Here is a 26,168-nt window from a genome sequence, read left to right on the forward strand (position 1 = left end):
GACGAAAGAGGACACATGACGCGCGTTCACGCCTACGCCGCCCCGAGCGAAGCCGCTCCGCTGGAGAAGACCACGATCGAGCGCCGCGAGCTCGGCCCGCACGACATCCTGATCGACATCGCCTTCGCAGGCATCTGCCACTCCGACATCCACACGGTGCGGGGCGATTGGGGCCCGCAGCAGTATCCGCTCGCCCCGGGGCACGAGATCGCGGGAACGGTCGCGGCGGTCGGCTCCGAGGTCACCAAGCACGCGGTCGGCGACCGGGTCGGCGTCGGGTGCATGGTGAACTCCTGCGGCGAGTGCCGCAACTGTCTCCGCGGCGACGAGCAGTTCTGCACCCGCGGCACCGTGCTCACCTACGGCAGCACCGACCGCGACGGATCGATCACCCAGGGCGGCTACTCCGAGCAGGTCGTGGTGACCGAGGCGTTCGTCGTGCGCATCCCCGACGCGATCGCCCTCGACGCGGCCGCGCCCCTGCTCTGCGCCGGCATCACCACGTACTCCCCGCTGCGGCACTGGAACGTCGGCCCGGGCACCCGCGTCGCGGTCGTCGGGCTCGGCGGCCTCGGCCATATGGGAGTGCAGATCGCGCATGCGCTGGGCGCCGAGGTGACCGTGCTCTCGCAGACCCTGAACAAGAAGGACGACGGCCTGCGCCTCGGCGCCGACGACTACCGTGCGACGAGCGACCGGCAGACGTTCCGCGAGCTGCGCAGCTCGTTCGACGTGATCCTGAACACCGTCAGCGCCGTGGTCGACACGCGCGCCTACCTGGGCCTGCTCGACGTGGGCGGCACGATGATCTGCGTCGGCGCACCGGCCGAGCCCCTGCCCGTGCAGGTCATGTCGCTGATCGGCGGACGCCGGTCGCTGGCCGGCTCCAACATCGGCGGCATCGCCGAGACCCAGGAGATGCTCGACTTCTGCGCCGAGCACGGCATCGCCGCCGAGGTCGAGGTGATCGCGGCATCCGAGATCAACTCCGCCTACGAGCGAGTCCTGGCCTCCGACGTGCGCTACCGGTTCGTGATCGACGCGGCGACCTTCGCCGACTGACGTCGGCGGCCGGCGGTAGCGTCGGGGCCATGACCTCTCTGATCACGGGCCCCGACGGGCGCGCGCGCTGCGCCTGGGTCGGCGACGACCCCGAGTACCGCCTCTACCACGACGACGAGTGGGGTACCCCGCTGCACGGCGATCGCGCCCTGTTCGAGAAGATGTCCCTCGAGGGGTTCCAGGCGGGGCTGTCGTGGATCACGATCCTGCGCAAGCGCCCGCGGTTCCGCGAGGTGTTCGCCGGATTCGTGCCCGAGCTCGTCGCCCGATTCGACGAGGCCGACGTCGAGCGGCTGATGTCGGATGCCGGGATCATCCGCAACCGCGCCAAGATCGAGGCCACGATCGGCAACGCGCGCATCGTCCGCACCATGGGCGAGGGCGAGCTCGACGCGCTGATGTGGTCGTTCGCGCCGCCGGCATCCGGCATCCGTCCGACCTCGTTCGCCGACGTCCCTGCGGTCACGGCGGAGTCGACCGCCCTGAGCAAAGAGCTGCGCCGGCGCGGGTTCCGGTTCGTGGGGGCGACGACGATGTACGCCCTGATGCAGTCGGCGGGCATGGTCGACGATCACATCGAGGGATGCTGGCGCGCGTGAGGGCGGGCATCGGCGGGCATCTCTCCCCATCGAGTGATATTCCGCCGCGCGGTTAGGATGTGTGAGTGGCACCGGGACCGATGGTCCGTGCCGATGGGATGAAGAGCGACCCTGGGGGGGACCGGGCATGAAGGCGCTGTCGTGGATGCGAGCGCGGCCGAAGACCGTGGCATCGGTCGCGGGAGTGACCGTCGGGGTCGTCGCGATCACCACCATGGCCTTCGCCTACGAGGGGTTCCCGACCACCAAGGTCGACCTCAACGACGGCGGCGTCTGGATCACCAAGACCTCGAACCTGATGGTCGGTCACTTCAACCACGAGTCCACGATCCTCGACGGCGGTCTGCGCACCACGGGCGAGAACTACGACATCCTGCAAGACGAGTCCACCGTGCTGGTCGTCGACGACGGAGCCTCCACGGTCACCGCCGTCGACCCCGCGCGCGTCTCCCTGGGCGACTCGGCCGCCATCCCGTCGACCGCGAAGGTCTCGCTCGGCAACCGCACCGCCGCCATCCTCGACCGCAATTCCGGCGACCTCTGGGTCGTGCCCGTGTCGGCACTGTCGTCGTTCGAGATCGAGGCGGCCGAGCCGCTGGCGGAGCTGGGCGAGAACGCCGATGTCGCGGTCGCCGAAGACGGGACGGTGTTCGCCGTCTCCGCTGCGGACGGCGAGGTCGTCACCGTGCCGGTCGACGACGACGGCGCCGCCCTCGACCCGTCGTCGGCGTCGGTGGGAGAGATCGACGCGGGCGCGCGCCCCACCATCACCGCCGTCGGCGAGACCCCGGTCGTGCTCGACCCGGCCGCCGGCGTCGTCACGACCCCCGGCGGCTTCCGCACCGAGATCGCGGGGGCGGCGGATGCGGTGCTGCAGAAGGCCTCGGCCGCGACCGACGCCGTCGCGGTGGCGACCCCGTCCGCTCTCGTGCGCGTGCCGCTCGACGGCGGCGACGCCACCTCGACCTCGGTCGGCGGCGACGGCACCGCCGCGGAGCCGGTCTGGCTGCGCGGGTGCACGTACGGCGCCTGGGCAGGCTCCGCGAAGTTCCTCCGCGAATGCGCCGGCGACGGGAACGACGTCAACGCCGACATCGAGGGCGCCGAGGAATCGGCGAGCCTGACGTTCCGCGTGAACCGCGACGTCATCATCCTCAACGACGCCGTCGGCGGCGCCGCCTGGCTGGCCGACGAGAGCCTGCAGCGTGTCGACAACTGGAACGACCTGACGCCGCCGGAGGGCGAGACGGAGGATCAGGAGGATTCGACCGAGGAGACGGTCGAGACCACGCTGCCCGAGCGCAGCGAGATCAACACGCCGCCGGTCGCCGCCGACGACTCCTACGGCGTGCGCCCGGGCGGCACGACGCTTCTCCCGGTGCTCGACAACGACAACGACGCCGACGGCGACGTGCTGGTGGCCGCCCTCGCTCAGGAGCAGCCGTCGCTCGGCACCGTGCAGGCGATCAACAACGGCGGATCCCTGCAGATCACGCTCGACGACAAGGCGAGCGGGTCGGCCAGCTTCAGCTATGAGATCGACGACGGTCGCGGCGGCAAGGACACCGCGGTCGTCAGCCTCACCGTCCGCGACCGCGACGAGAACGACGCGCCCAAGCCGAAGCGCAAGACCGCGCTGGCCGTCGAGGCCGGCGGCACGATCTCGTACAACATCATCCCCGACTGGATCGATCCCGACGGCGATGACATCTACTTGAAGAGCGTGGTCCCGGCCGACGGCGACGAGGTCGACTTCAGCCAGGACGGCCAGATGACCTACAAGGCGACCGCCAGCCTGCAGGGCCGCAAGGAGGTGCAGGTCGTCGTCGCCGACTCGTTCGGAGCGGAGTCGTCGTCGACCATCACGCTCGACGTGCGTCCGCAGGGGTCGATGAACCCGAAGACGAACGCCGACCACGTCGTCACGCGTGCCGGCGAGCAGGTGACGATCGCCCCGCTCACCAACGACACGAGCGCCGGTCGGGAGCCGCTGCGTCTGAGCCGTGTGCTCGACACCCCGGGCGCGACCATCCTCCCCGACTTCCCGAACAAGACGTTCTCGTTCACCGCCGCGAGCCCGGGCGTGTACTACGTGCAGTACCAGGTGACCACCGGTCCGAAGAACGGCGAGGGCCTCGTCCGCGTCGACGTCATGCCCGAGTCCGAGACCGACCTTCCCCCGGTGGCGGTGCGCGACGTCGCCCTCCTGCCCCGCGGCGGCGATGTCCTGCTGGGCGTGCTCAACAACGACACCGATCCGGCAGGCGGCATCCTCGTCGTGCAGTCCGTCGTGGTCGATCCCGGCAGCGGCATCTCGGTCTCGGTGCTGAATCACGAGACGCTGCGCATCACCGACCAGGGGGCCCTCGAAGAGGAGGTGCGGCTGAAGTACCGCATCTCGAACGGCTCGAAGTCGGCCGAGGGCGAGGTCGTGGTCATCCCGATCCCGGCACCCGAGGAGATCCTGGCGCCGGTCACCAACCCCGACACCGCCACCGTGCGCGTCGGCGACGTCGTCACCATCCCCGTGCTCGACAACGACACGCACCCGAGCGACGACGCCATGCACCTCGAGCCCGACCTGGTCGAACCGCTTCCCGATCCGGAAGACGGCGAGGCGTTCGTCTCGCAGGACGCGGTGCGCTTCAAGGCCGGCCCCGAGCCGAAGACGGTGTACCTGACCTACGAGGTGTCCGACACCCGTCAGCAGAAGGCGGCCGGGTACGTCACCATCCAGGTGCTGCCGATCGACGAGACCACGAACGCCGCTCCGCGCCCGCAGGATCTCACGGCTCGCGCGCTCGCCGGCAACGAGGTCAACATCGCGGTGCCCCTCGACGGCATCGACGTCGACGGCGACTCGGTCGAGCTGATCGGCATCGACTCGAGCCCCACCAAGGGCCGCATCACCGAGACCGGTCAGAACTACTTCACCTACGAGGCGGGCGAGGGCTCGTCGGGAGTCGACGTCTTCAAGTACCGCGTGCGCGACCGGCTCGGCAAAGAGGGCATCGCCACCATCCGCGTGGGCATCGCCCCCGCCGAGAAGATCAATCAGCCGCCGTACGCGGTGAAGGATGCCGTGGTGGTACGCCCCGGCCGCGAGATCGCCGTGCCGGTGCTCGAGAACGACTCCGACCCCGAGGGCGACGAGCTGATGCTCGTGAAAGACGGCCTCGCCGTGCCCGACGACATCGCCGCCCGCGTCTCGGGCGACCGCGTGCTCGTCAAGGTGCCCGACCGCGAGATGGAGACGTCGCTGCAGTACACCGTGTCGGATGCGCGCGGGGCGACGGCGACCGCGACGATCCAGGTGACGGTCGACGACGACGTGCCACTGCTCGCGCCGATCGCGCGCGACGACCGGCTCCAGCCGTCGGATCTCGAAGACGAGGGCCTCTCGGCCGACATCGAGATCCTCAAGAACGACGAAGACCCCGACGGCACGACCGAGCGCCTCGAGGTCGAGGTCGGCGACGGCGGCACCCTGCTCGAGAACGGCAAGGTGCGCGTCACCGTCACCGACCAGCTCCAGCTGATCCGCTACACGCTCACCGACCTCGACGGACTCACCGCATCGGCGTTCATCTTCGTGCCGTCGCGAGACGGCCTGCGCCCGTCGCTCACGAGCACGAAGCCGGTCGAGGTGGTCAGCGGCGAGACCAAGGTGCTCCCGCTGTCGGAGTACGTCACGGTCGCCGGAGGCGGCTCGGTCACGATCACCGAGAAGGCGAAGATCAGCGCCAACAACGCCAACGGCGCCGATCTGCTGCAAGACGCGAACACCCTCGTCTACACGTCGGCCGACGGGTACTACGGTCCCGACGCCCTCACCTTCGAGGTCACCGACGGCACGGGTCCCGATGATCCGGAGGGCCGCAAGGCGACGCTGAGCATCCCGATCAACGTCCTCCCGCCGGAGAACCAGCAGCCGACGTTCACGCAGGGGCAGGTCAGCGTCGCGCCGGGCGAGGATGCGACGCCGCTCGATCTCGCCGCGCTGACCGACGACCCCGACCCCGAGGACGAGGGCAAGCACACCTTCTCGCTCGTCGACGGTGAGGGCAACGGCGTCTCCGCACGCATCGAAGGCGGCGACACCCTGATGGTGGAGGCGTCGTCCAACGCCAAGAAGGGGGCGGCCGTCTCGCTGACCATCCGCATCTCCGACGGCACCACCGAGCCGATCGAGGGCACGGTCACGGCGCTGGTGACGGCGTCGACGCGAGCGATGCCGGCGGCCAACACCGACACGATCTCCGAGGCGGATGCCGGCAAGACGATCACCGTCCCCGCGCTGGCCAACGACTTCAACCCCTTCCCGGAGACGCCGCTGAAGATCGTCTCGGCGGTGGCGGAGTCGGGGTCGGGCCAGGTCTCGTTCACGGCCGACCAGGTCACGATCACGCCCGCGAAGAGCTTCGTGGGAACGTTCGTCGTGCGCTACCGGATCCAGGATGCGACGGAAGACACCGATCGCGAGGTCAACGGGCAGATCGTCGTGACGGTGCAGGACGTGCCGGCCGCTCCCGGCACCCCGGTGGTCACCAGCGTGCAGGACCGCACCGTGGTGGTGTCGTACTCCGCACCGTCGAACAACGGCGCCGAGATCACCAAGTACTCGGTCAAGGCCGTGCAGGGCGGTTCATACACCAAGGAGTGCTCGTCGACGACGTGCACCCTCGACGGTCTCACCAACAACGTCGAGTACGCCTTCCAGGTCACCGCCACCAACCGCGTCGGCGAGTCGCTGCCGTCGGGCACGTCGGAGGTCGCCCGTCCCGACGCCCGCCCCGACACCCCCTCGCCGCCGCAGCTGGTGTTCGGCGACAAGTCGCTCAAGGTCTCATGGACCACGCCGACGACCCCGGGTTCGCCGGTCGAGAGCTACACGCTCGAGATCTCTCCGGCGCCGCCGTCGGGTGTGACGCAGAAGCAGGCGACCGGCAACTCGCTGACCTGGGAGGGTCTGGAGAACGGCTCGAACTACCAGGTGCGCGTGCAGGCTCACAACCGCGCCCCGGAGCCGTCGAGCTGGAGCGGCTGGTCGGCGTCGGAGGTGCCGGCGGGTCCGCCGCTGCCTGCGGGAGCGCCCACCACCCAGGAGCTCGCACCGGTGGGCAACCAGGCGCAGATGCAGGTCAACTGGGCCACGCCCGACCGCAACGGCGACGCGATCGACGCCTACGAGCTGCAGGTGCTCGAGGGCGGCAGCGTCGTGCGCACGGTCACGCCGGGACCGCAGTCGAACAGCCAGGCGGTCGTGGTGCCCACCTCCGAGACGCCCTACACCTACCGCATCCGCGCGCACAACAAGGCGGGCTGGGGCGCGTGGAGCGAGCAGTCGGCACCGCGTCGAGGCGTGACCCCGCCGGGAGCGCCGACCAGCCTGAGCGTGCGCGAGGGCGACCGCTCGCTGGCGATGAGCTACAACGCCGGCTCGCGCAACGGGGCCCGCGCGAACGAGATCTCGTACCAGTACCGCCTCAACGGCGGTGGCTGGTCCGGCGTGCCGGGCAACGGCGTGCTCGGAGGGCTCACCAACGGCCAGAACTACACGGTCGAGGTCCGCGCGGTCGCGACGGTCGACGGCGTCAACTACGCCGGAGCCCCCTCCAACGCCGCAGCGGGCAACCCGTACGGCAAGCCGCACACCCCCGGCGCGGGCGCGCGGGGCCTCGCCCAGAGCGTCGAGCTGAGCTGGAACGCGAACGGCTCCGACAACGGACGCCCGATCACGCGTGTGCAGATCCGCATCGACGGCGGCGGCTGGGAGGACGTCGGCATGTCGAACAGCCGCACGGTCGGCCACGGATACGACCAGAATCACAGCATCCAGGTGCGGGCGATGGATGAGAAAGGTCAGTGGACCGACGAAGCCTCGGCATCCGCCCGTTCCGGTCCGCCGCCGCCCCCGCGCGCGTGGGTCACCCGGGGTGCACCGGTCAGCAACTCGCAGTGCAGCGACGGCACCTGCGCGTACTTCGTGGTCAACACGTCGGACTTCCCCGGCGGCACCTACTCGGTGTCGTGCAACAGCACCGTGCCCGGGAACGCCCCGTTCACGACCTCGACGCGCTCGATCCCGTCGAACGGCTCTGTCCAGCTCGGCTGCTTCCACGGCTACGGCGGTCGCGGCGCCGAGGTGTGGGTCACGATCAACGGCACCAACTACGAACGCAGGGGCTGGTAGTGGCCTCCGCGACCCGGCACCACCCCAGAGGAAGCAGAGACGACGCATGAGCATGACCCCCGAACAGGCCGCCTGGTTCCAGGGCACCTTCCAGCGGCTCGTCGACAACATCGACAAGGCCGTGCAGGGCAAGAAGGACGTCGTCGCCCTGGTGCTGTCGTCGATGCTCGCCGAGGGGCACGTCCTCCTCGAAGACGCCCCGGGCACGGGCAAGACGAGTCTCGCGAAGGCGCTGGCGGCGACGGTGCAGGGCACCAGCACGCGCATCCAGTTCACGCCCGACCTGCTGCCCTCCGACGTGACGGGCGTGACGATCTACGACCAGCAGTCGCACCGGTTCGAGTTCCACCGCGGCCCGATCTTCGCGTCGATCGTGCTGGCCGACGAGATCAACCGCGCCTCGCCGAAGACGCAGTCGGCGCTGCTCGAGGTGATGGAGGAGTCGCGGGTGACCGTCGACGGCGTCACGCACGAGACCGGCCGGCCGTTCCTCGTCATCGCGACCCAGAACCCGATCGAGCAGGCGGGCACGTACAAGCTCCCTGAAGCGCAGCTCGACCGCTTCCTCATCAAGACGTCGATCGGCTACCCCGACCTCGCGACGACCGAGAGCATCCTCGCGGGCGCGTCGGACCGCAACCCGTCGGCCGGGCTGTCGGCGATCATCACGACGAGCGCTGTCGCCGACATGGCCGATCTCGCCTCGACCGTGCACGTCGAGCCGGCCGTGCTGCGCTACGTCGCCGAGATCACGGCGGCGACGCGTGACGACGCGGCCACCCGTCTCGGCGTCTCGGTGCGCGGCGCCCTCGCGATGATCCGCATCGCCAAGGTGTGGGCGGCCGCCCACGGCCGCCACTTCGTGCTGCCCGACGACATCAAGGCACTCGCTCGTCCGGTGTGGCAGCACCGTCTCGTCCTCGACGCCGAGGCGGAGTTCGCGGGCACGAGCAGCGACGCCGTCGTGGCCCGCGTGCTCGACGCCGTCGCGGCTCCGCAGGCGAGAACGGCGGCCTGATGACGACGGAGGCTCTTCCGGCCCCGCCCGCCACCACGGAACCCGACGCCGGATGGCGTGATGTCGCGGTCGTGCTCGGCGGGCGGGCGCTGTCGCGCCTCCGACTGATCGCCCGGGCCGTCCGGCCTCTGGCGTGGGTGCTGATGGCACTGGCGATCGGATTCTGGATCCTCGGCCAGATCGCCGGCTGGGCGGAGTTCACGATCGCGGCGGTCGTGATCGCGATCACCGTCGCCCTGTGCGCGCTGTTCCTCATCGGACGCACGGCGTACGACGTGTCGCTCGACCTCGCCCGCACGCGCGTCGTCGTCGGCGAGCGCGCGGTCGGGGCGCTGACCCTCGCCAATCGCGGTGCCCGGGCGATCCTGCCCTCCCGCGTCGTCCTGCCCGTCGGATCCGGCCGTGGCGAGTTCGGCATCCAGCGCCTGGCCCCCGGCGAGGAGTCGGAGGAGCTGTTCGCGATCCCGACCCAGAAGCGCGCCGTGGTGAAGGTGGGCCCGGTCAGCGTCGTGCGTGGCGACCCCCTCGGCCTGTTCGAGCGCGCGCACCGGCGTGACGAGCCGGTCGACCTCTTCGTGCATCCGCGCACCGTGCTCTTCGACGGGCAGTCGCTCGGATACCTGCGCGACCTGGAGGGTCTTCCGGCCACCGACCTCTCGCGCGACGACGTGTCGTTCCACGCCCTGCTCGAGTACCAGCCCGGCGACGACCTGCGCCACGTGCACTGGAAGTCGACCGCCCGCACCGGCACCATGATGATGCGGCAGTACGAGGAGACCCGCCGCTCGCACTTCGTGATCGGCCTGTCGCGCTCGGCCGGCGACTACGCCGAGGAAGACGAGTTCGAGCTCGCCATCTCGGCCGCAGGATCGATCGGTCTGCGCGCCCTGCGCGACTCGCAGCGCGTCGACGTGCAGGTGCAGGGGCGCGAGCTGCCGGCCGGAACGGGCAAGCAGCTCCTCGACTCGCTCGCCGCACTCGAGGAGAGCCGGCCGCGTGACGGCGGCATCGCCGAGCTCGCCGGCATCGTGGCGGCGAAGATGCCCCTCGCCAGCGTCGTGGTGCTGGTCTGCGGGTCGCGCGTGGCGACCGACGACCTCCGTCTCGCCTGCTCGCGCCTGCCCTTCGGCGCGCGCGTGCTCGCCGTCGTCGCCGACGCACGGGCCACTGCCCCAGCGCTGCGCCGCATCGGCGACGCCGACGTCGTCACACTCGGGGCGCTCGACCAGGTGCCGCTCGCCCTGCAGAAGGTGCTCGCATGAGCGCGTCGCCGACGGCATCCGCTCTTCCGCTGCGTCGCTGGATCCTCGATCCGGCGGCGACTCTGGCGCTGGTCGTGCTCGGACTGATCGGGTTCTGGCCCACCTTCGGCGGACCCTCGTTCCTGACGGCGGCGATCGGCGGCGCGCTGATCGGCATCGCCGTCGCCGTGGTGTCGGCCTGGCGTCGCTGGGGCGTCCTCGTCATCGCCGGACTGGTGATCGCGGCGTACTTCGTCTTCGGGGGAGCGCTCGCGCTGCTGCAGACGACGATCGCCGGATTCGTCCCCACGCTCGAGACGCTGCAGAAGCTCGCCGTGGCACCCGTCACGGCGTGGAAGCAGATGCTGACCACGGTCGCCCCGGTCTCGGCCGCCGACGGGCACCTGATCGTCCCGTTCCTGCTCGGGCTCGTGATCGCCGCCGTCACGGCCTCGCTCGCCCTGCGGCTGGCGCTGGTGGCCTGGGCCCTGATCCCGGCCGGCGTGCTGCTGATGCTCGTGATCGCGCTGGGCACACCCGAGACGGCCTTCCCGCTGGTGCAGGGCATCGCGTTCGCGGTGGTGGCGATCGCCTGGCTCGCCCTGCGTCAGCTCTGGGCGCCGCAGAACGCCGCGATATCGGTCGGCGACGTCGACCCGTCGCGTGCCGCGCACATGCGCACCCGACGACTGCTCGCCGGTGCCGCGGTGCTCGTCGTCGCGGCGGGTGCCGGTGTCGCGACCAACGCCGTCGCCACGCCGTACGAGAGCCGTCACGTCTTCCGCGACGTCATCATCCCGCCCTTCGACATCCGCGACTATCCCAGCCCGCTGCAGTCGTTCCGCAAGAACGTGCGCGACGACGCCGACGAAGACCTGTTCAGCGTGCAGGGTCTGCCGAAGGGCGCGCGCATGCGCACGGCCGTCATGGACCAGTTCGACGGGATGGTCTACAACGTCACCGACGGCGGGCCGACGTCGTCGAGCGCCTTCACCCCGCTGCGCTCCGACATGGCCCCCGACGCCGAGGGCGTTCCGGTGACCCTCAAGATCGAGATCCAGGCCTATGACGGCGTGTGGATGCCGACGGCCGGGCAGCTGTCCGACATCGAGTTCTCGGGCGACAGGGCGGAGGAGCTGCGCCGGGGCACCTACGTCAACACCGAGACGGGGACCGCGGTGGCGACGCCCCGGTTGCGCGCCGGCGACGACTACACGGTCGATGCCGTGATGCCGGGCGACTACACCGACGAGCAGCTCGCCGAGGTGGGTTTCGGGAACGTCGCGATGCCCAAGCCCAGCAACGTTCCCGAGGAGCTCACCACTCTGGCCGCCGAGACCGTGTCGGGTGCCGAGACGGCGATCGAGCAGGTCAGGGCGCTCGAGGTGTTCCTGTCGGAGGGCGGATTCTTCAGCCACGGACTCGAGGGCGAGGTGCTGTCGCGCGCCGGCCACACCGCCGAGCGCATCTCGACGCTCGTCGGCGGCGACCAGATGATCGGCGACGATGAGCAGTACGCCGTCGCGATGGCCCTCCTCGCGGGTCAGCTCGACATCCCGGTGCGGGTCGTCATGGGCTACTACCCCGACGAGGAGCAGGAGGGTCAGGCGGTCTTCACCGCCACGGGCGACGACGTGCACGCCTGGGTCGAGGTGAACTTCGACGGCATCGGGTGGCTGCCGTTCAACCCGACGCCGCCCGAGGACCAGGTGCCGAACGACCAGAACACGAAGCCGCGCGTCGATCCGAAGCCGCAGGTGCTGCAGCCGCCGCCTCCGCCGCAGGAGCCGGTCGACCTGCCCCCGACGCTGCCCGACGACCGCGAGTCGGAGGACGAGAACCTCGACCTCGCCGGGATCATCGGCGCCATCCTCCTCATCGGCGGGATCACGCTGGGCATCCTGGCGCTGCTGATGTCGCCGTTCATCGTCATCGGCGCCTGGAAGGCGGCCAAGCGCCGATCGCGTCGCGCGGCGGAACGCACCGCCGACCGCATCAGCGGCGGCTGGGACGAGCTCACCGATCGCGCCGTCGACTACGGGGCGCGCCTCACCCCGGGCGGCACCCGTCCGGAGGAGGCCGCCGCCGTCGTGGCGACGCTGGCCGTGCCGCGCGTCACCGACCTGGCGCGGCGGGCGGATGCCGAGGTCTTCGGGCCGTCGGATCCGACGCCCGAAGACGTCGAGGCGTTCTGGAGCGAGGTCGACGCGATCGTCGGCGGACTCGGCGACGACGCCGGCTTCTGGAAGCGCGTCAAGGCGCGACTGAGTCTGCGGTCGCTGCTGAGCGGCTCGGCGATCTCGACCGGATGGCAGGGTCTGCGACAGTCCGCGGCCGCGCGCGTGCGCCGCGAACCTGGCACGATCGAGAACAGCACCACCCGCACACCCGCAGCATCCGAGAGCGAGACCCCATGACGCAGACCGCGTTCGCACAGATCGCGCCGATCTCCCGTCGGGCGATCGGCTACCTCATCGATGCGCTCATCGCGGCGGGTCTGACGATCGTCCTCGGCGGCGCACTGATGATCGTGGCGATGCTGGCGGGCAGCCTGGAAGGCACTCTGACCACCCTTCTCGTCGGCGGGCCGATCGTGTCGCTGCTGCTGCTGGGGTGGTTCGTCGTCTACACCCTCATGCAGGCGGGGAAGGGGTCGATCGGCATGCGCGCCCAGGGACTGCGGCTGGTCTCGGCCCGTGACGACGCGCCCCTGGGGTTCGGTCGTGCGCTGCTGCGCAACATCATCTTCGGCCTGGCCGCATCGATCGTGGTGGGCTATTTCACCCCGCTGTTCGACGGCTCCGGTCGGTTCCAGGGCTGGCACGACAAGGTGGCAGGCGCCCTGATGCTCGACGCCCGCGCGACCCCGGCGGCAGCGTCGGCTGCGGCCCCCGCGACGTCGTCGATCGCGACACCGGCGGGCACTGCCGATGCCGGACGCCCTGCCGCCCCGGCGATCCCCGGCATCCCGCATCCGACCGCGTATCAGGCCGCCGCTCCGGCGACGCCGGCGCCCGCCTTCCCGGCGCCCGCGATGCCGGCCCCGCCCGTGCCTCCGTCGACGCCGGCGCGTCCGTCCGCATCGGCGGCGCCCGGCGACGACGGCGCGCTCATCGCCTTCGTCCCCGGCATCACGCAGGACGCACCGCCGCCGCGGGCCACGCCGTCTCTGCCGACGGATGCCGTGTCCGAGCTCGACGCGACCGTGGTGGGCTCTCCCGCCGCGCGTCCCGCCGCGCCTGCCGCACCTGCTGCGCCGGTCGTGCCCGCTGCGTCGGTTGCGCCCGTTGCGCCCGCGGCTCCATCCATGCCTCCGGCTCCCCCCGTCCCGCCCGCGCCGGCCGCTGAGGCCGCGGCGTCGCCCGCCGCACCTGTTGCCCCCGCGGGCGAGCCCGACGACGTCGAGGAGACGCGCATCAGCATCCCCGGCCACCGGCTGGTGTTCACGTGGGACGACGGGACCCGGGTCTCGGTGTCGCGCCGCACGATCTTCGGCCGCAACCCCGCCGCCGAAGACGGCGCCGTCGTGGTGCCGGTGCGCGATGAGACGCTCTCGCTGTCGAAGACGCATTTCGAGGCGGCGGCCGAGGCGTCGGGCGGATGGGTGCTCGACCGGCATTCGACGAACGGCATGACGCTGGTCCGCGACGGCCAGCGCATCGCGTGCCCCGCCGGTCAGCGGGTGCCGGTGCGTCTGGGCGACGCGATCGAGATCGGCGACCGCATCGTCACGATCGGCGGCTACGCGTGAGGCCCGCGCTCATCGTCTCGACCGGGTCGGCGACGCATCCCGGACTCCGGCGTGCGCTCAACGAAGACGCCCACCTCGCCAGTGCACCCGTCTTCGTCGTCGCCGACGGCATGGGCGGGCACGAGGCGGGGGAGCGGGCGAGTGCGGCGGTGATCGCCGAGTTCTCGAGTTCGATCGGCCGGGCGTCGCTCGAGCTCGACGACGTGCGCCTGGCGCTGTCACGGGCGCGCGCGAGCGTCGAGGAGCTCTCGACGTCGGGCAACGGCCGCGCCGGCACGACCCTGAGCGGTGTCGTGATCGCCTCGGTCGACGGCATGGGCTACTGGCTCGCCGTCAACATCGGCGACTCGCGCACGTACCGTCTCGCCGACGGCGAGCTCGAGCAGATCAGCGTCGATCACTCCGTGGTGCAGGAGCTGATCGAGTCGGGCGAGCTCACGGTCGAAGACGCCGCGACCGATCATCGACGCAACATCATCACCCGGGCGATCGGCGCGAGCAGCACCGGCGACGCCGACTACTGGCTGTTCCCGGCCGAGCTGGGGGACCGCATCATGGTGTGCTCCGACGGACTGACGTCGGAGGTGCCGGACGCCCGGATCCGCGAGGTGCTGCAGAGCGAGCCCGATCCCCAGAACGCCGCCGACCTGCTGGTCGACGAGGCGGTCGGGGCCGGCGGGCGCGACAACGTCACCGTGGTCATCGTCGACGCGGTGTCGGTCGCGTCGCGACCGGGAACACTCCTCGAGACCGATACCGACGTCGACATGGACACACGTCCGCGAGAAGCCGCAGCAGGAGGGGTTCGCTGATGCAGACCAGCTACCGACCGGGACAGTGGTACGTCATCGTGATCCCGGGCGCCGTCGTCGCCCTGCCGCCCGACGTGCCCGGCGACGTGCTGACGCGTCTGTGGGAGCGGATGCCGGAGCAGAAGAGCCTGGCGACGGTCGTCGACGTCCTCACCGCGAACGGCGAGGGCGCGTTCGCGTCGCTGCCGTCGTTCGCCGCGGCGGTCGTGGAGGGAGGAGACGTGCGGATCGCCCTGCGCGGCGCCGTCTCCGCGCGGGTGAGCACCGAAGCCGATTCGCACGAGTTCTCGGGCGCCGAGGTGACGACCTGGAGCGAGCGGTTCGTCGGCGCGGCGTCGCACGTCGAGATCACCGTCGAGACCGTCGAGGGAGAGGCCGCGCTGCCGGTGCAGAGCGGCGTGGTGCGCGCAGCATCCGTCAGCGCCGAGCTCGAGCCGGGCGACGATCGCGCCCTCACCGACGCGCTGGGTCCCGCGCCCGTCGTCGGGTCGGCTTCGTCCGGTCACGCCGCGTCCGCGGAGGCACAGGATGCCGTCGACACCCCGGCCGTACCGGGAGAGGCCGTCGACACCGGCGCCGCACCCGAAGAGGCCGAGCCGGAGCCGGCCGAGCCGGAGCCGGCCGAGCCGGAGCCGGCGGCCGCACTCCCGACGGAGGTCACGCTGGCCCCGACGAGCGACGACTTCGATCAGCTCTGGGGCGCCACCGTGCACTCCGCACCGGCTGTCGCGGCGGAACCCGTGGTCGAACCGGCGGCCCCGCCCGTCCCGCCGGTCGCCCCCGTCCCGCCGGTCGCCCCCGTCCCGCCGGTCGCGCCCGTCCCGCCGATCGTCCCGGCGGTAGGCGGCGACCTCGGCGACCACGACGGGTCCACCATCTCCGCCGCCGACCTGCGCGCCCTGCGCCAGCAGGCCCCGGCCGGTGACGACGTGCCGACCGCGGTGATCCCGGTCGCGGGGTCGACCGGTCGCGTCCGCGTGTCGACCGGACAGGTCGTCACGCTCGACCGCACGGTCATCATCGGCCGGCGTCCGCGGTCGACCAGGGCCAGCGGTGCCAACCTGCCGCACCTCGTCGCGGTCGAAAGCCCGCAGCAGGACATCTCCCGCAGCCATCTCGAGATCCGCCCCGAGGGCGACACGGTCGTGGTGATCGACCTGCACACGACCAACGGCTCGACCCTGCTGCGGCCCGGCGCCGATCCCGTGCGGCTGCATCCCGGTGAGCAGACCCTCGTCCTCTCCGGTGATGTCGTCGACCTCGGCGACGGGGTCACGGTCGCCTTCGAGGATCTGCCGTGAGCCGACCGCCCTCTCCGCCGCCCGATCTGCCGGGCTTCCACTACCTCGAGCCGCTCGGCACCGGCGGCTTCGCCGACGTGTTCCTCTACGAGCAGCAGATGCCGCGCCGCCAGGTGGCGGTCAAGGTGCTCCTCGCCGACCGCATCTCCAGCGGCGCCGCGCAGGAGTTCGCCGACGAGGCGAACGTCATGGCCATGCTGTCGACGCATCCGGCCATCGTCACGATCTATCAGGCCGGGGTCGCCGGCGACGGCCGTCCCTACCTGGTGATGGAGTACTGCCCGCGGCCGAACCTGCAGATGCGCGCTCGCAAGGAGCCGTTCTCGGTCGCCGAGGCCCTGCGTGTCGGCGTGCAGGTGGCGGGGGCCGTCGAGACGGCGCACCGCGCCGGCGTGCTGCACCGAGACATCAAGCCGGCCAACATCCTCGTGACGGCCTACAACCGGCCGGCGCTCACCGACTTCGGGATCGCCTCGACCACCGGAGCAACGAGCGAGGCGTCGGGCATGTCGATCCCGTGGTCGCCGCCGGAGTCGTTCGCCGATCCGCCGCAGAGCGGACCGCGCACCGACGTCTGGGCGCTGGGCGCCACGCTCTACACGCTGCTGGCCGGTCGGTCGCCGTTCGAGCGACCGGGAGAGCGCAACTCCAGCGCCGACCTCATCGAGCGCATCGAGCGCGCCGCGCTCACCTCGCTGGGGCGGCCGGACTCACCCGAGAGCCTGCAGCGCGTGCTCGAGCGCGCGATGGCCAAGAATCCCGACGACCGCTACCCGAGCGCGGTGGCCTTCGCGCGAGCGCTGCAGAAGGTGCAGATCGAGCTGTCGCACTCGGTCACCCCGATCGACATCGTCGACGATCACCCGACGGCGGAAGACCTCGACGACGACGGCGACGGCCTGACCCGCGTGCGCGAGATCGTCAGCATCGACCCCGACGTCGCCGCGTTCACGCGGCCCTCCGCCACCACGGAGCGCAAGACGGCGCTGCCGGCGTCGCCCGAGGTCCCCCGCTTCGACCCGCCACCCCGCGCGGAGCCTATCGACGAGGCGACGCAAATGCGCGTGCCGGCCCCGAGTCCGCTCCCCGGCTCCGATGACCGGACCATCGTCCGCCCGCCCCTGGTGGTGGCGCCGCAGTCCGCGGCATCCGCTCCATCGGCGCCGGCACCGGCGGGGCCGCCGTCGCCGCCGGCCGGCGACGAGGGAGTCGCCTCGCAGACCGCACCCAGGCCGCCTCGCAGTCGTCGTGGCCTCTGGATCGCGCTCTCGGCGGTCGCCGCCGTCGCGGTGGTCGCCGGCGCGATCGTCGGGCTGAACGCCCTGGTCGCCGGCATCGAGACGCCGCCCGAGGCCGTCGAGACGACCGAGCCGCAGGACGTGCTGTCCGACTTCGTGCCGAAGGTCACCGAGCTCAGCGGCTCCCGGCAGGGCGATCAGATCGTCTTCACCTGGATCAACAAGGATCCGCTGGAGGGCGACTCGTTCATCTGGACCGTCGTCGACGTCTCGGGCGAGGTCGACCCGCAGCAGGCCGAGCAACCCGTCGCCCAGGTTCCCGCGACGGCCGGGACGGTCTGCATCGACGTGATGCTGCGGCGCGACGACGGGCGCGTCTCGGAGCCCGCGCGGGGGTGCGTCGACTGACATGATCTGGGAGATCGACGAGCAGAAGCCGACGATCGAGGGCCTCGACGCCGAGGGGCGCCCCGATCCTGCCTATGCGGCCGCGCTCGGGATGCTGCGCGCCCCGTTCGGCCGACGCGCTCTCGCGGCCGCGGTCGACGCGGTCATCTGGATGCTGCTGCAGCTGCCCCTGCTCATCGGAGCCGTGCCGCTGCTGCTCAAGCTCGCAACGGAGGCGATCTCGCCGTACGGCTTCCTCAATCACCCCGACTTCGTGCTCGCCGCCGTCTCGGCCTCGGTCTCGCTGCTGCTGTCGCTGGTCTTCCTCGTCGTGCAGCTGATCCTGCACGGGGTGAAGGGCCTGACGCTCGGCAAGGCCGTCACCGGCATCCGCAGCGTGAACGTGCGCACGCTCGAGCGTCCGCGCGTCGGCGCCGTGCTGCTGCGGTTCCTCCTGGTCGCGGCGGCCGGGGTCATCCCGCTGTTCGGCTCGGTGTTCCTGCTCGTCTCCCCCACGTTCGACCCCGAGGGCCGCGGACGCGGTCTGCACGACAAGGCGACGCGCATCTGGCTCGTCGACGTGCGCAAGGGACTCAATCCGTACGACGAGAAGCGGATGCGCGTGGCCCGCAAGGTCGTGAAGGCCGCGCCGACCCCGGAGCGCTCCGCACTGCCCTCGCTCGCGACGCCCGTGAATCCCGGAGCCCAGCCCGAGTACCGGCCGGGCAGCCGGGTGAGCGCGGGGGTGCTCGGGATCGCGCGGCCCTACGAGGCGCACGAGCGCCCGGTGGTCGGACTCGCAACGCCCCTGTCGGCCGGGCAGGTGCCGGTCGAGACGGGCAAGCCGGTGCTCGGCGGCTATCGGGCCGGGGAGGGGGAGCCGGCGCCGGCTCCGGCGCCGGCGCCGGTCGCCCCCGTCGCCCCGGTCCCTCCCGCCCCCGAACCGGCGCCGGCGCCCGCGCCGGCACCCGCACCCGCCGCGGCGCCGGCACCCGCACCCGCACCCGCCCCGGAACCAGCGCCCGTGTTCCGGCTGCGGTTCGACACCGGTGAGAGCATCCCGGTCTCCGAGTCGATCCTCCTCGGCCGCAACCCCGACGCGACGGGATACCCGGGGGCACGCGCCGTCGCCCTGGCCGACGACAGCCGGTCGCTGTCGAAGACGCACATGCTGGTGCGTCCGGTCGACGACGGTCTCGAGATCGTCGACTGCCATTCCACGAACGGCTCGGGACTCGTCCGCGCCGGCACGGAGTACGGTCTGACGGCCGGCACTCCGGTGCGGACGATCGTCGGCGACGAGATCCGTCTGGGCGACCGCGTGGCGGCGGTGGTGCGCGAGTGACACGACCTGACGAAGCGCTGATGGCCTCTGGCGAGCTCAGCAACACCGGGAGAGACGCATGAGACTGAAGCTGACCCTGCACCGCCCGGCGGGCGACCCCGTCGACATCGTGATCACGACCGACTCCACGGCCACCGCCGGCGACGTGGCGCGTCACGTCGCCGAAGCGGATCCGACCCGATCGACCCCGGTGTCCGACGGCGATGTGCTCACCCTGGCCGTCGCACCCCCGACCGGCGAGCGGCTCGTCCCCCTGCAGCCCGACGTGCCCATCGGCGAGGCCCCCATCGGCTCGGGCTTCGCGGCATCCATCGTCAACTACGGCCCGGAATACGCGTTCGCGGGCCAGCGGCAGATCGTCGGCGTGCTCGTGGCGACGTCGGGCGCCCTGGCCGGCCAGGAGTTCCCGATCGCGGCGGGGCACGTGTTCCTCGGCCGCGAAGCGGGCAACGACGTCGTGCTCGCCGACCCGATGGTCTCGAAGCGGCATGCGCGACTCGAGGTCGGCGCCCACATCGAGGTCGTCGACCTGAACTCGGCCAACGGGGTGCTGGTCGACGGCGTCGCGGTGCAGCGCGTGCGCGTCGAGGAGGGCGAGCCGTTCGTCATCGGCGGCACCACGCTCGTGCTGCGACTGGCTCGGTCGTTCGACGGGACGGCGACCGACGACCCGATCATCGAGCGCGGCGGCGGTCTGATGTTCAACCGCAGCCCGCGGGTCGAGGTGCGCTTCCCCGGCACGCTGTTCAAGATCCCCCGGCTTCCCACCGAGAAGATCGGCCGGATCTTCCCGTGGCCGATCATGATCGCCCCGATCCTCATGGGCATGGCGCTGTACGCCCTCAACGGCAACCCGCGATCGCTGCTGATGATCGTGATGACGCCGCTGATGGCGTTCGGCAACATCATCAACCAGGCGGCGCAGAGCAGGAAGGGCCAGGACCACGAGTTCCTGCTGTTCGAGCGGCAGTACGAGCAGCTCGAGGAGGACTTCTTCCAGGGCAAGCCCGAAGAGGAGCGCGCGCGCAACGCCGAGGTGCCGCCGGTCGCCGAGATCTTCGACCACGCGATGCGGCTCGGACCGATGCTGTGGACGCGGCGGCCCGAGCACTGGAACTTCCTCAGCGTGCGGCTCGGCAGCTGCCGACTGCCGGCGCGCAACAGGATCGAGGATGCCGCGGAGTCGCCCGACGGGCTGCCCGAGTTCATCGATCGCGTCGACCGCCTGCGTGAGCGCTACGCGTTCGTCGACGACGTGCCCGTGCTCGAGATGCTGGCGGATGCCGGGTCGATCGGCATCGCGGGGCCTCAGGGCCCGGTCGCCGACACGATGCGGGGCATCGCCGTGCAGCTCTTCGGCCTGCACGCCCCCAACGACGTCGTCGCGGTCGCCTTCGCCGATTCGGCGTGGACGCCCGAGCTCGACTGGCTCAAGTGGATGCCGCACACCTCCAGCGAGCGCAGCCCGTTCCGGAACATGGCGCTCGCCGACTCGGCGCCCACGGGCGCGACGCTGCTGAGCACCCTCGAGGAGTACGTGTCGCGGGCCGCGGCATCCGGCGGGGGCGGTGAGCCCCGCGGACCCTTCAAGGAGGACTGGAACCCGCTGCTCTACGGCACCGACGTCGCCAGGGCGGCCGGAGAGCACAAGACCGCACCGCCGATCTCGGTGATCGTGTTCGTGACCGGTGACGCCCCCGTCGACCGCGGGCGCCTCACCGATGTGCTCGAGCGCGGCGCCGACCACGGGGTGCACGCGGTGTTCGTCTCGCCGACGGTCGAGTCGCTGCCGGCCGTCTGCCGCAGTTACATCGACGTCACCGCCGGGCTGGAGGACGCGCAGGTCGGCCTCGTGCGCAACGGCGAGAACTTCGAGCACGTGCGCGTCGAGGGAGTCTCGAACGCCTACATGCAGATGCTCGCCCGTCGACTGTCGCCGGTGGTCGACGCCAGCACCGGCGTGCACGACTCGTCCGACATCCCCGGCTCGGTGATGTTCCTGCAGCTGGTCGACCCGGCGATCGCCGAGGACCCGCAGGTCGTCATCGAGCGCTGGCGCCAGAACAACACCATCGTCGACCGGTCGCCCGCGCCGCGCCCGCGCCTGAAGAAGGCCGGCACGCTCCGGGCGATCATCGGTCAGGGCCCGAGCGATGCGATGGCGCTCGACCTGCGCACCCAAGGGCCGCACGCCCTCGTCGGCGGAACGACCGGTGCCGGCAAGTCGGAGTTCCTGCAGGCGTGGGTGCTCGGGATGGCGGCCGCGCACAGCCCCGATCGCGTCACCTTCCTCTTCGTCGACTACAAGGGAGGCTCGGCCTTCGCCGACTGCGTCGAGCTGCCGCACTGCGTGGGTCTCGTGACCGACCTGAGCCCGCACCTCGTGCGTCGCGCGCTGACCAGCCTTCGCGCCGAGCTGCAGCACCGCGAGCACCTGCTCAACCGCAAGAAGGCGAAGGATCTGCTCGAGCTCGAGAAGCGGCAGGACCCGGAGTGCCCGCCGGCCCTCGTGCTGGTGATCGACGAGTTCGCCGCCCTCGCGTCGGAGATGCCCGAGTTCGTCGACGGCGTGGTCGACATCGCGCAGCGCGGTCGCTCCCTCGGCATCCACCTCATCATGGCCACGCAGCGGCCGGCCGGCGTGATCAAAGACAACCTGCGCGCCAACACCAACCTGCGCATCGCCCTGCGCATGGCCGACGAGTCGGACTCGCGCGACGTGGTCGACGACCCGATCGCGGCGACGTTCCCCGCCTCGATCCCGGGCCGCGCGATCGCGAAGACGGGCCCGGGGCGGCTGGTGCCGTTCCAGTCGGCCTACGCCGGCGGATGGACCACCGACGACGACTCCGCCGCCGCGGAGGTGCGGGTGGCCGAGCTGCGCTTCGGGGCGACGGCGGAGTGGGAGCCCGACCGCCTGCCCGACTCCGACGCGCACGAGGAGGACCTCGGCCCGAACGACCAGAAGCGCATCGTGTCGACGCTCATCGACGCTGCCGATCGCGCCCGTCTGCTTCGGCCGCGCCGGCCGTGGCTCGACGACCTGTCGCCGCTCGTCGATCTCGCCGACCTGCCCAACGAGGGCGACACGCGCATCCCCATCGCGCTCGTCGACGTGCCCGAGAAGCAGCTGCAGCAGCCCGCGGTGTTCGCACCCGACCGCGACGGCTCGCTGGTGATCTACGGCACCTCGGGCTCGGGCAAGTCGACCCTGCTGAAGACGATCGGCACCGCCGCCGGCATGCGCCCCGACCTGGGCCGCGTGCAGGTGTACTGCCTCGACTTCGCCTCGGGAGCCCTCGGGTCGCTCGCGGCCCTCCCGCACGTCGGGTCGGTCGTCGACGGCGCCGACGTCGAGCGCATCCAGCGCCTGCTGCGCACCCTCGACGGCGAGATGGACCGCCGCGCGGCGGCGTTCTCGGCGGCGAGCGCCGCATCCGTCCAGGAGTACCGCGAGCTCGTCGATGCGCGGATGCCGCGCATCCTGCTGCTGATCGACAACTACCCGGAGTTCAAGAAGGACTGGGAGGTCGCCCCGGGACGCGGACCGTTCTACCGCATCTTCATGCGCATCCTCGGCGAGGGCCGCACGCTCGGTCTGCACACCGTGATCACGGCCGACCGCGGCAACGCCGTGCCGAGCGCCGTGGCGGCGAACATCTCCCGCCGCGTGGTGCTGCGCATGGGCGACCCGAGCCAGTACATGCTGCTGAACGCGCCGCGTGACATCCTCGACGAGCAGTCGGCACCCGGTCGCGCCGTGGTCGACGGCCACGAGGCGCAGATCGCGGTGCTGGGCGGCACGATGAACGTGGTCGATCAGACGAAGGCGCTCGTCGCCCTCGGCGACCGCCTCCGCTCCCAGGGCGTGCGCGACCTGCCCGAGATCGGCGCCCTGCCCACGATGGTCCCGGCGAGCGACATGCCGGCGCAGGTGAACGGGATGCCGGTGTTCGGCGTCGCCGACGACACCCTCGCACCCCACGGGTTCGAGCCCATCGGCTCGTTCGTGATCTCGGGCCCGCCGGCATCCGGACGGACGAACGCGCTGAAGGCGCTCGTGATCGCCATGGAGCGGTTCGATCCGAACGTGCGGATGTACCACTTCGGCAACCGCCGCTCCGAGCTCAAGGACTTCCGTCCCTGGGTGAAGAGCGCCATCCGACCCGAAGACGAGAAGGACCTCGCGACCGAGCTCTCCGAGCTGGTGGTGAGCGAGGCGCCCGGCGGGCGCATCATGATCGTCATCGAAGACATGCCGCACCTCGCCGACGGGCCAGCGGACCGACCGATGCGGGCGCTGCTGCAGGCGATGAACAACAGCGACCACCTGCTCATCGGCGAGGCCGAGATCAGCCGCGCCAGCGGCAGCATCGGCGTTCTCGGCGAATGGAAGTCGGGTCGCCAGGGCATCGTCCTCAAGCCCGACACGTACGACGGCGAGGGCATCTTCAAGACGCCCTTCGGCCGGGTCAAGCGCTCGGACTTCCCGGTCGGTCGCGGCATCTTCGTGCAGGCGGGTCGGGCGATCACGATGCAGATGCCGTTCGTGCCCGAGAAGGCGGATGGGTAGAGGTACATGGGTACCCCTCCCCGTTTGCCGTGGGGGGATCATTGGCTAACCTCGACTCAAGAGGTCGACACAGGCCTGAAGACGAAGAATTCGGGAGGCGGTTCTCATGGCCGGACATGATTTTGGGGCAACCTACAGCGAGATGGAGAGCGCGGCCGCGCGACTCCGTGACGGACGCAGCAGCGTCACCGACACTCTGAAGGAGCTGCAGGGCGTCATCGACGACCTGGTGCAGGACGGATTCAAGACCGAGAACGCGTCGGAGGCGTACTCCACCGCCTACTCCGAGCTGACCGCCTCCCTCGACGACGCAGCCGAGGCCGTCAACGACATGGCGCAGGCGCTCGACCGCATGGCGGACTCGATCCGCGACAAGGACGCCGAGCTCGCCGGCGGCTGAACGCCCCGCGCTCCCAGAGGTCGCGGTACCGGTCGGAGGATCGGTGCCGCGACCTCTGTCGTGTGCGGGGCGCGCCCGGCGCGCCGCATAGAATCGTCGGGGACACGACCGGAGAACGGAACCTTTGCTCATGGGATCACAGCCCTACTGGTACAACCTCTCGACCCAGTCCGTCGAACGCGCCGACGAGCGCCCCTCGGAAGACACGATCGGCCCGTTCGCGACGGCCGCCGAGGCCGAGGAATCGCCTGCCGTGCTTCTCGAGCACGCGCGCGCCTGGCTCGAGAGCGAGGAGAGCGAGCGCTTCCGCGAGATGGCCGAGGGCGACGAGGGCACCGATCTCGTATGACGGCGACGCCATGAGGCGCCGTCGCCTCGTCGCCGCCGCGGTGATCGCGGCGACGCTCGTCGCGAGTCTCGCCGCGTGCGCTCCGGCGCTGCCGGAGACCGTGGTGCCCGACTCGCACGCCACCGTCGCGTGGCCGCGGGAGTTCACCTCGACGAACGCCGCGGTCGCCCCGACTCCCGGCAACATCGACATCGCCGCCGCCACGCGCGGGAGCTTCGGCAGCCTCGTCGACGGCGAGTTCGTGCCCGATGAGAGTTTCGGCACGGTCGGCATCGTCGGCGACGATCCCTTCACCGTGCGCTACGACCTCGCCGAGCCGGCCTGGTCCGACGGCATCCCGCTCGATGCGGCCGACCTCCTGCTGGGCTGGGCGGGAGCGTCGGGATACTTCCTCCCCGATTCCGAAGCGGACACCGACACCGACGCGGATGCCGAAGCCGACGCGGATGCCGAAGCGGAAGCGGAGGCGGATGCCGGCCCGGCGGTTCCCGAGGTCGACGAGTTCGCGCGGTCGATCGAGGTCTCCTTCCCGCAGCCGGTGTACGGGTGGCAGCAGGCCGTGACCGTGCCGGTCCCCGCCCACGTCGTCGGCCGTCGTGCGTTCGGCACCGACGACGCCATGGAGGCGAAGCAGGCGGTCATCCGGGCGATCCTCGATGGCGATGCGGCAGCGCTCGAGAAGGTGTCGAAGGTCTGGAACGACGACTTCGCGTTCTCCGACCCGACCGGCATCCCCGCCGACCTGCTCCTGTCGAGCGGCCCGTACCGCGTCGACCGGGTCGACGCCGAAGCCGGCGGCCAGACGGTGCGGCTCGTTCCGAACGCGGCCTACCGCGGTGCGCCGACGCCGAAGGTCGCGCGCGTCGATCTCGTGCCGCCCGGCGACGACCCCATCGCGGCGGTCGGGGAGAGCATCGACATCGCCTCGCTGGCCCCCGTCACCGCGAATCGCGATCGGATCCAGGCACTCGAACGCAAGGACTTCACCGTCGACACGACGCACGACGGCACCGTGTGGGCGCTGCAGCTGAACGCCTCCGGAGTGTTCTCGGCGCATCAGGCGCGCGCCGCGTTCCTCCATGCCGTGCCCGCCACGACCCTGATGCAGCGCGGAGCGGGCGTCTGGGCGCAGGCGTTCACGGGGACCACCTCGATGCTGGCCGCGCCGGGCTCGCGCGCTTACGACATCGTCAACGAGGACTCCGGCTTCGCTGCGGCCCTCAGCCCCACGGGCGACGAGGCCGTGGTCGAGCGCGAGGCGGTCGGCCCGTCGACGCTGGCGCCGGTGTGCGTGCTCTACGACCGCGGCAGCGAGTTCGCGACGGGCGCGTTCACCGCGTTGCGCGAGACGGCCGCCGAGGCGGGATGGAACATCGCGGACTGCGGTGCCGACGACTTCGCCGCGGCTCTCGCGCAGCGCAGCTGGAACGCGGTGATCGGGCGGTTCGCCGTGCCGCAGACGCCCGGCCAGATCGCCGCCCAGTGGGGAACGGGTGGCGGCTCCGCCCTGACCGGCGACGCCGACCCGGGGCGCGACGCGCTGATCGCCCAGCTCGCGCAGACGACCGACGTGTACGAGGCGAGAGACGTGCGCGCGCAGATCGAGGCGACGATCGTGCGCGCAGCCGTCGCGCTTCCGCTCGCCGTGAACCCGCGGGTGACGATCATCGACAAGGACGTCACCTCGGTGCCGGTGCTCACCGGTTCGACCGCACCGCTGCTCAGCGGGATCGCGCAGTGGGAGGCCGTGCCGTGAGCGTCGCGCCGTGGGTTGTTCTCCCCATCGCGAGCTCGGCGCCGGCACTCCTATAGTCGTTCGCGGAGGAGGTGTCGCCGTGGGGATGATGTTGCCGAATGAGCTCGTCTGGGTGATGGAGAAGCTCGGGTTCGAGTGGCCGG

General features: G+C 71.3%; 15 protein-coding genes. All 15 read left to right on the forward strand.

The window, feature by feature from the left end; genetic code table 11:
* Window positions 1-15 precede the first annotated feature (15 nt).
* Window positions 16-1,062 (forward strand): NAD(P)-dependent alcohol dehydrogenase, encoded by a 1,047-nt coding sequence (locus AB3M90_RS13455; RefSeq protein WP_412952653.1) that lies wholly within the window; start codon window positions 16-18, stop codon window positions 1,060-1,062.
* A gap of 29 nt (window positions 1,063-1,091) precedes the next feature.
* Complete coding sequence (locus AB3M90_RS13460) at window positions 1,092-1,661, forward strand: DNA-3-methyladenine glycosylase I (RefSeq protein WP_412952654.1); 570 nt, start codon at window positions 1,092-1,094, stop codon at window positions 1,659-1,661.
* A 127-nt stretch (window positions 1,662-1,788) separates the two neighbouring features.
* Window positions 1,789-7,854 (forward strand): Ig-like domain-containing protein, encoded by a 6,066-nt coding sequence (locus tag AB3M90_RS13465; protein WP_412952655.1) that lies wholly within the window; start codon window positions 1,789-1,791, stop codon window positions 7,852-7,854.
* A 46-nt stretch (window positions 7,855-7,900) separates the two neighbouring features.
* Window positions 7,901-8,872, forward strand: a complete 972-nt coding sequence (locus AB3M90_RS13470) for an AAA family ATPase (RefSeq protein WP_412952657.1) — start codon at window positions 7,901-7,903, stop codon at window positions 8,870-8,872.
* Window positions 8,872-10,134: a DUF58 domain-containing protein gene (locus AB3M90_RS13475; RefSeq protein WP_412952658.1), complete on the forward strand. Its 1,263-nt coding sequence runs from the start codon at window positions 8,872-8,874 to the stop codon at window positions 10,132-10,134. The genes AB3M90_RS13470 and AB3M90_RS13475 overlap by 1 nt, the downstream gene beginning before the upstream one ends.
* Window positions 10,131-12,530 (forward strand): transglutaminase TgpA family protein, encoded by a 2,400-nt coding sequence (locus AB3M90_RS13480; RefSeq protein ID WP_412952660.1) that lies wholly within the window; start codon window positions 10,131-10,133, stop codon window positions 12,528-12,530. The genes AB3M90_RS13475 and AB3M90_RS13480 overlap by 4 nt, the downstream gene beginning before the upstream one ends.
* Complete coding sequence (locus AB3M90_RS13485; RefSeq protein ID WP_412952661.1) at window positions 12,527-13,864, forward strand: RDD family protein; 1,338 nt, start codon at window positions 12,527-12,529, stop codon at window positions 13,862-13,864. Before AB3M90_RS13480 ends, AB3M90_RS13485 begins: the two co-directional genes overlap by 4 nt.
* Complete coding sequence (locus tag AB3M90_RS13490; RefSeq protein WP_412952663.1) at window positions 13,861-14,676, forward strand: PP2C family protein-serine/threonine phosphatase; 816 nt, start codon at window positions 13,861-13,863, stop codon at window positions 14,674-14,676. Before AB3M90_RS13485 ends, AB3M90_RS13490 begins: the two co-directional genes overlap by 4 nt.
* The gene (locus AB3M90_RS13495; protein WP_412952664.1) at window positions 14,676-15,977 is read left to right on the forward strand and encodes an FHA domain-containing protein; all 1,302 of its coding nucleotides are present in this window, start codon (window positions 14,676-14,678) and stop codon (window positions 15,975-15,977) included. The genes AB3M90_RS13490 and AB3M90_RS13495 overlap by 1 nt, the downstream gene beginning before the upstream one ends.
* Window positions 15,974-17,623: a serine/threonine-protein kinase gene (locus tag AB3M90_RS13500; RefSeq protein ID WP_412952666.1), complete on the forward strand. Its 1,650-nt coding sequence runs from the start codon at window positions 15,974-15,976 to the stop codon at window positions 17,621-17,623. The genes AB3M90_RS13495 and AB3M90_RS13500 overlap by 4 nt, the downstream gene beginning before the upstream one ends.
* A gap of 1 nt (window position 17,624) precedes the next feature.
* Window positions 17,625-18,947 (forward strand): RDD family protein, encoded by a 1,323-nt coding sequence (locus tag AB3M90_RS13505; RefSeq protein ID WP_412952667.1) that lies wholly within the window; start codon window positions 17,625-17,627, stop codon window positions 18,945-18,947.
* A gap of 58 nt (window positions 18,948-19,005) precedes the next feature.
* A complete protein-coding gene (locus AB3M90_RS13510; RefSeq protein ID WP_412952669.1) occupies window positions 19,006-23,520 on the forward strand; it encodes a type VII secretion EssC family protein in 4,515 nt (1,504 codons plus the stop codon).
* Between the two features lie 106 nt (window positions 23,521-23,626).
* The gene (locus AB3M90_RS13515) at window positions 23,627-23,920 is read left to right on the forward strand and encodes a WXG100 family type VII secretion target (RefSeq protein ID WP_412952670.1); all 294 of its coding nucleotides are present in this window, start codon (window positions 23,627-23,629) and stop codon (window positions 23,918-23,920) included.
* Window positions 23,921-24,050: 130 nt separating this feature from the next.
* Window positions 24,051-24,269: a hypothetical protein gene (locus AB3M90_RS13520; RefSeq protein WP_412952671.1), complete on the forward strand. Its 219-nt coding sequence runs from the start codon at window positions 24,051-24,053 to the stop codon at window positions 24,267-24,269.
* A gap of 10 nt (window positions 24,270-24,279) precedes the next feature.
* Window positions 24,280-26,025 carry an ABC transporter substrate-binding protein gene (locus tag AB3M90_RS13525; protein ID WP_412952673.1) on the forward strand — a complete coding sequence of 582 codons (1,746 nt, stop codon included), beginning with the start codon at window positions 24,280-24,282 and terminating at the stop codon, window positions 26,023-26,025.
* Window positions 26,026-26,168 lie beyond the last annotated feature (143 nt).

This window comes from Microbacterium martis (genome assembly GCF_047246685.1).
GTDB lineage: Bacteria > Actinomycetota > Actinomycetes > Actinomycetales > Microbacteriaceae > Microbacterium.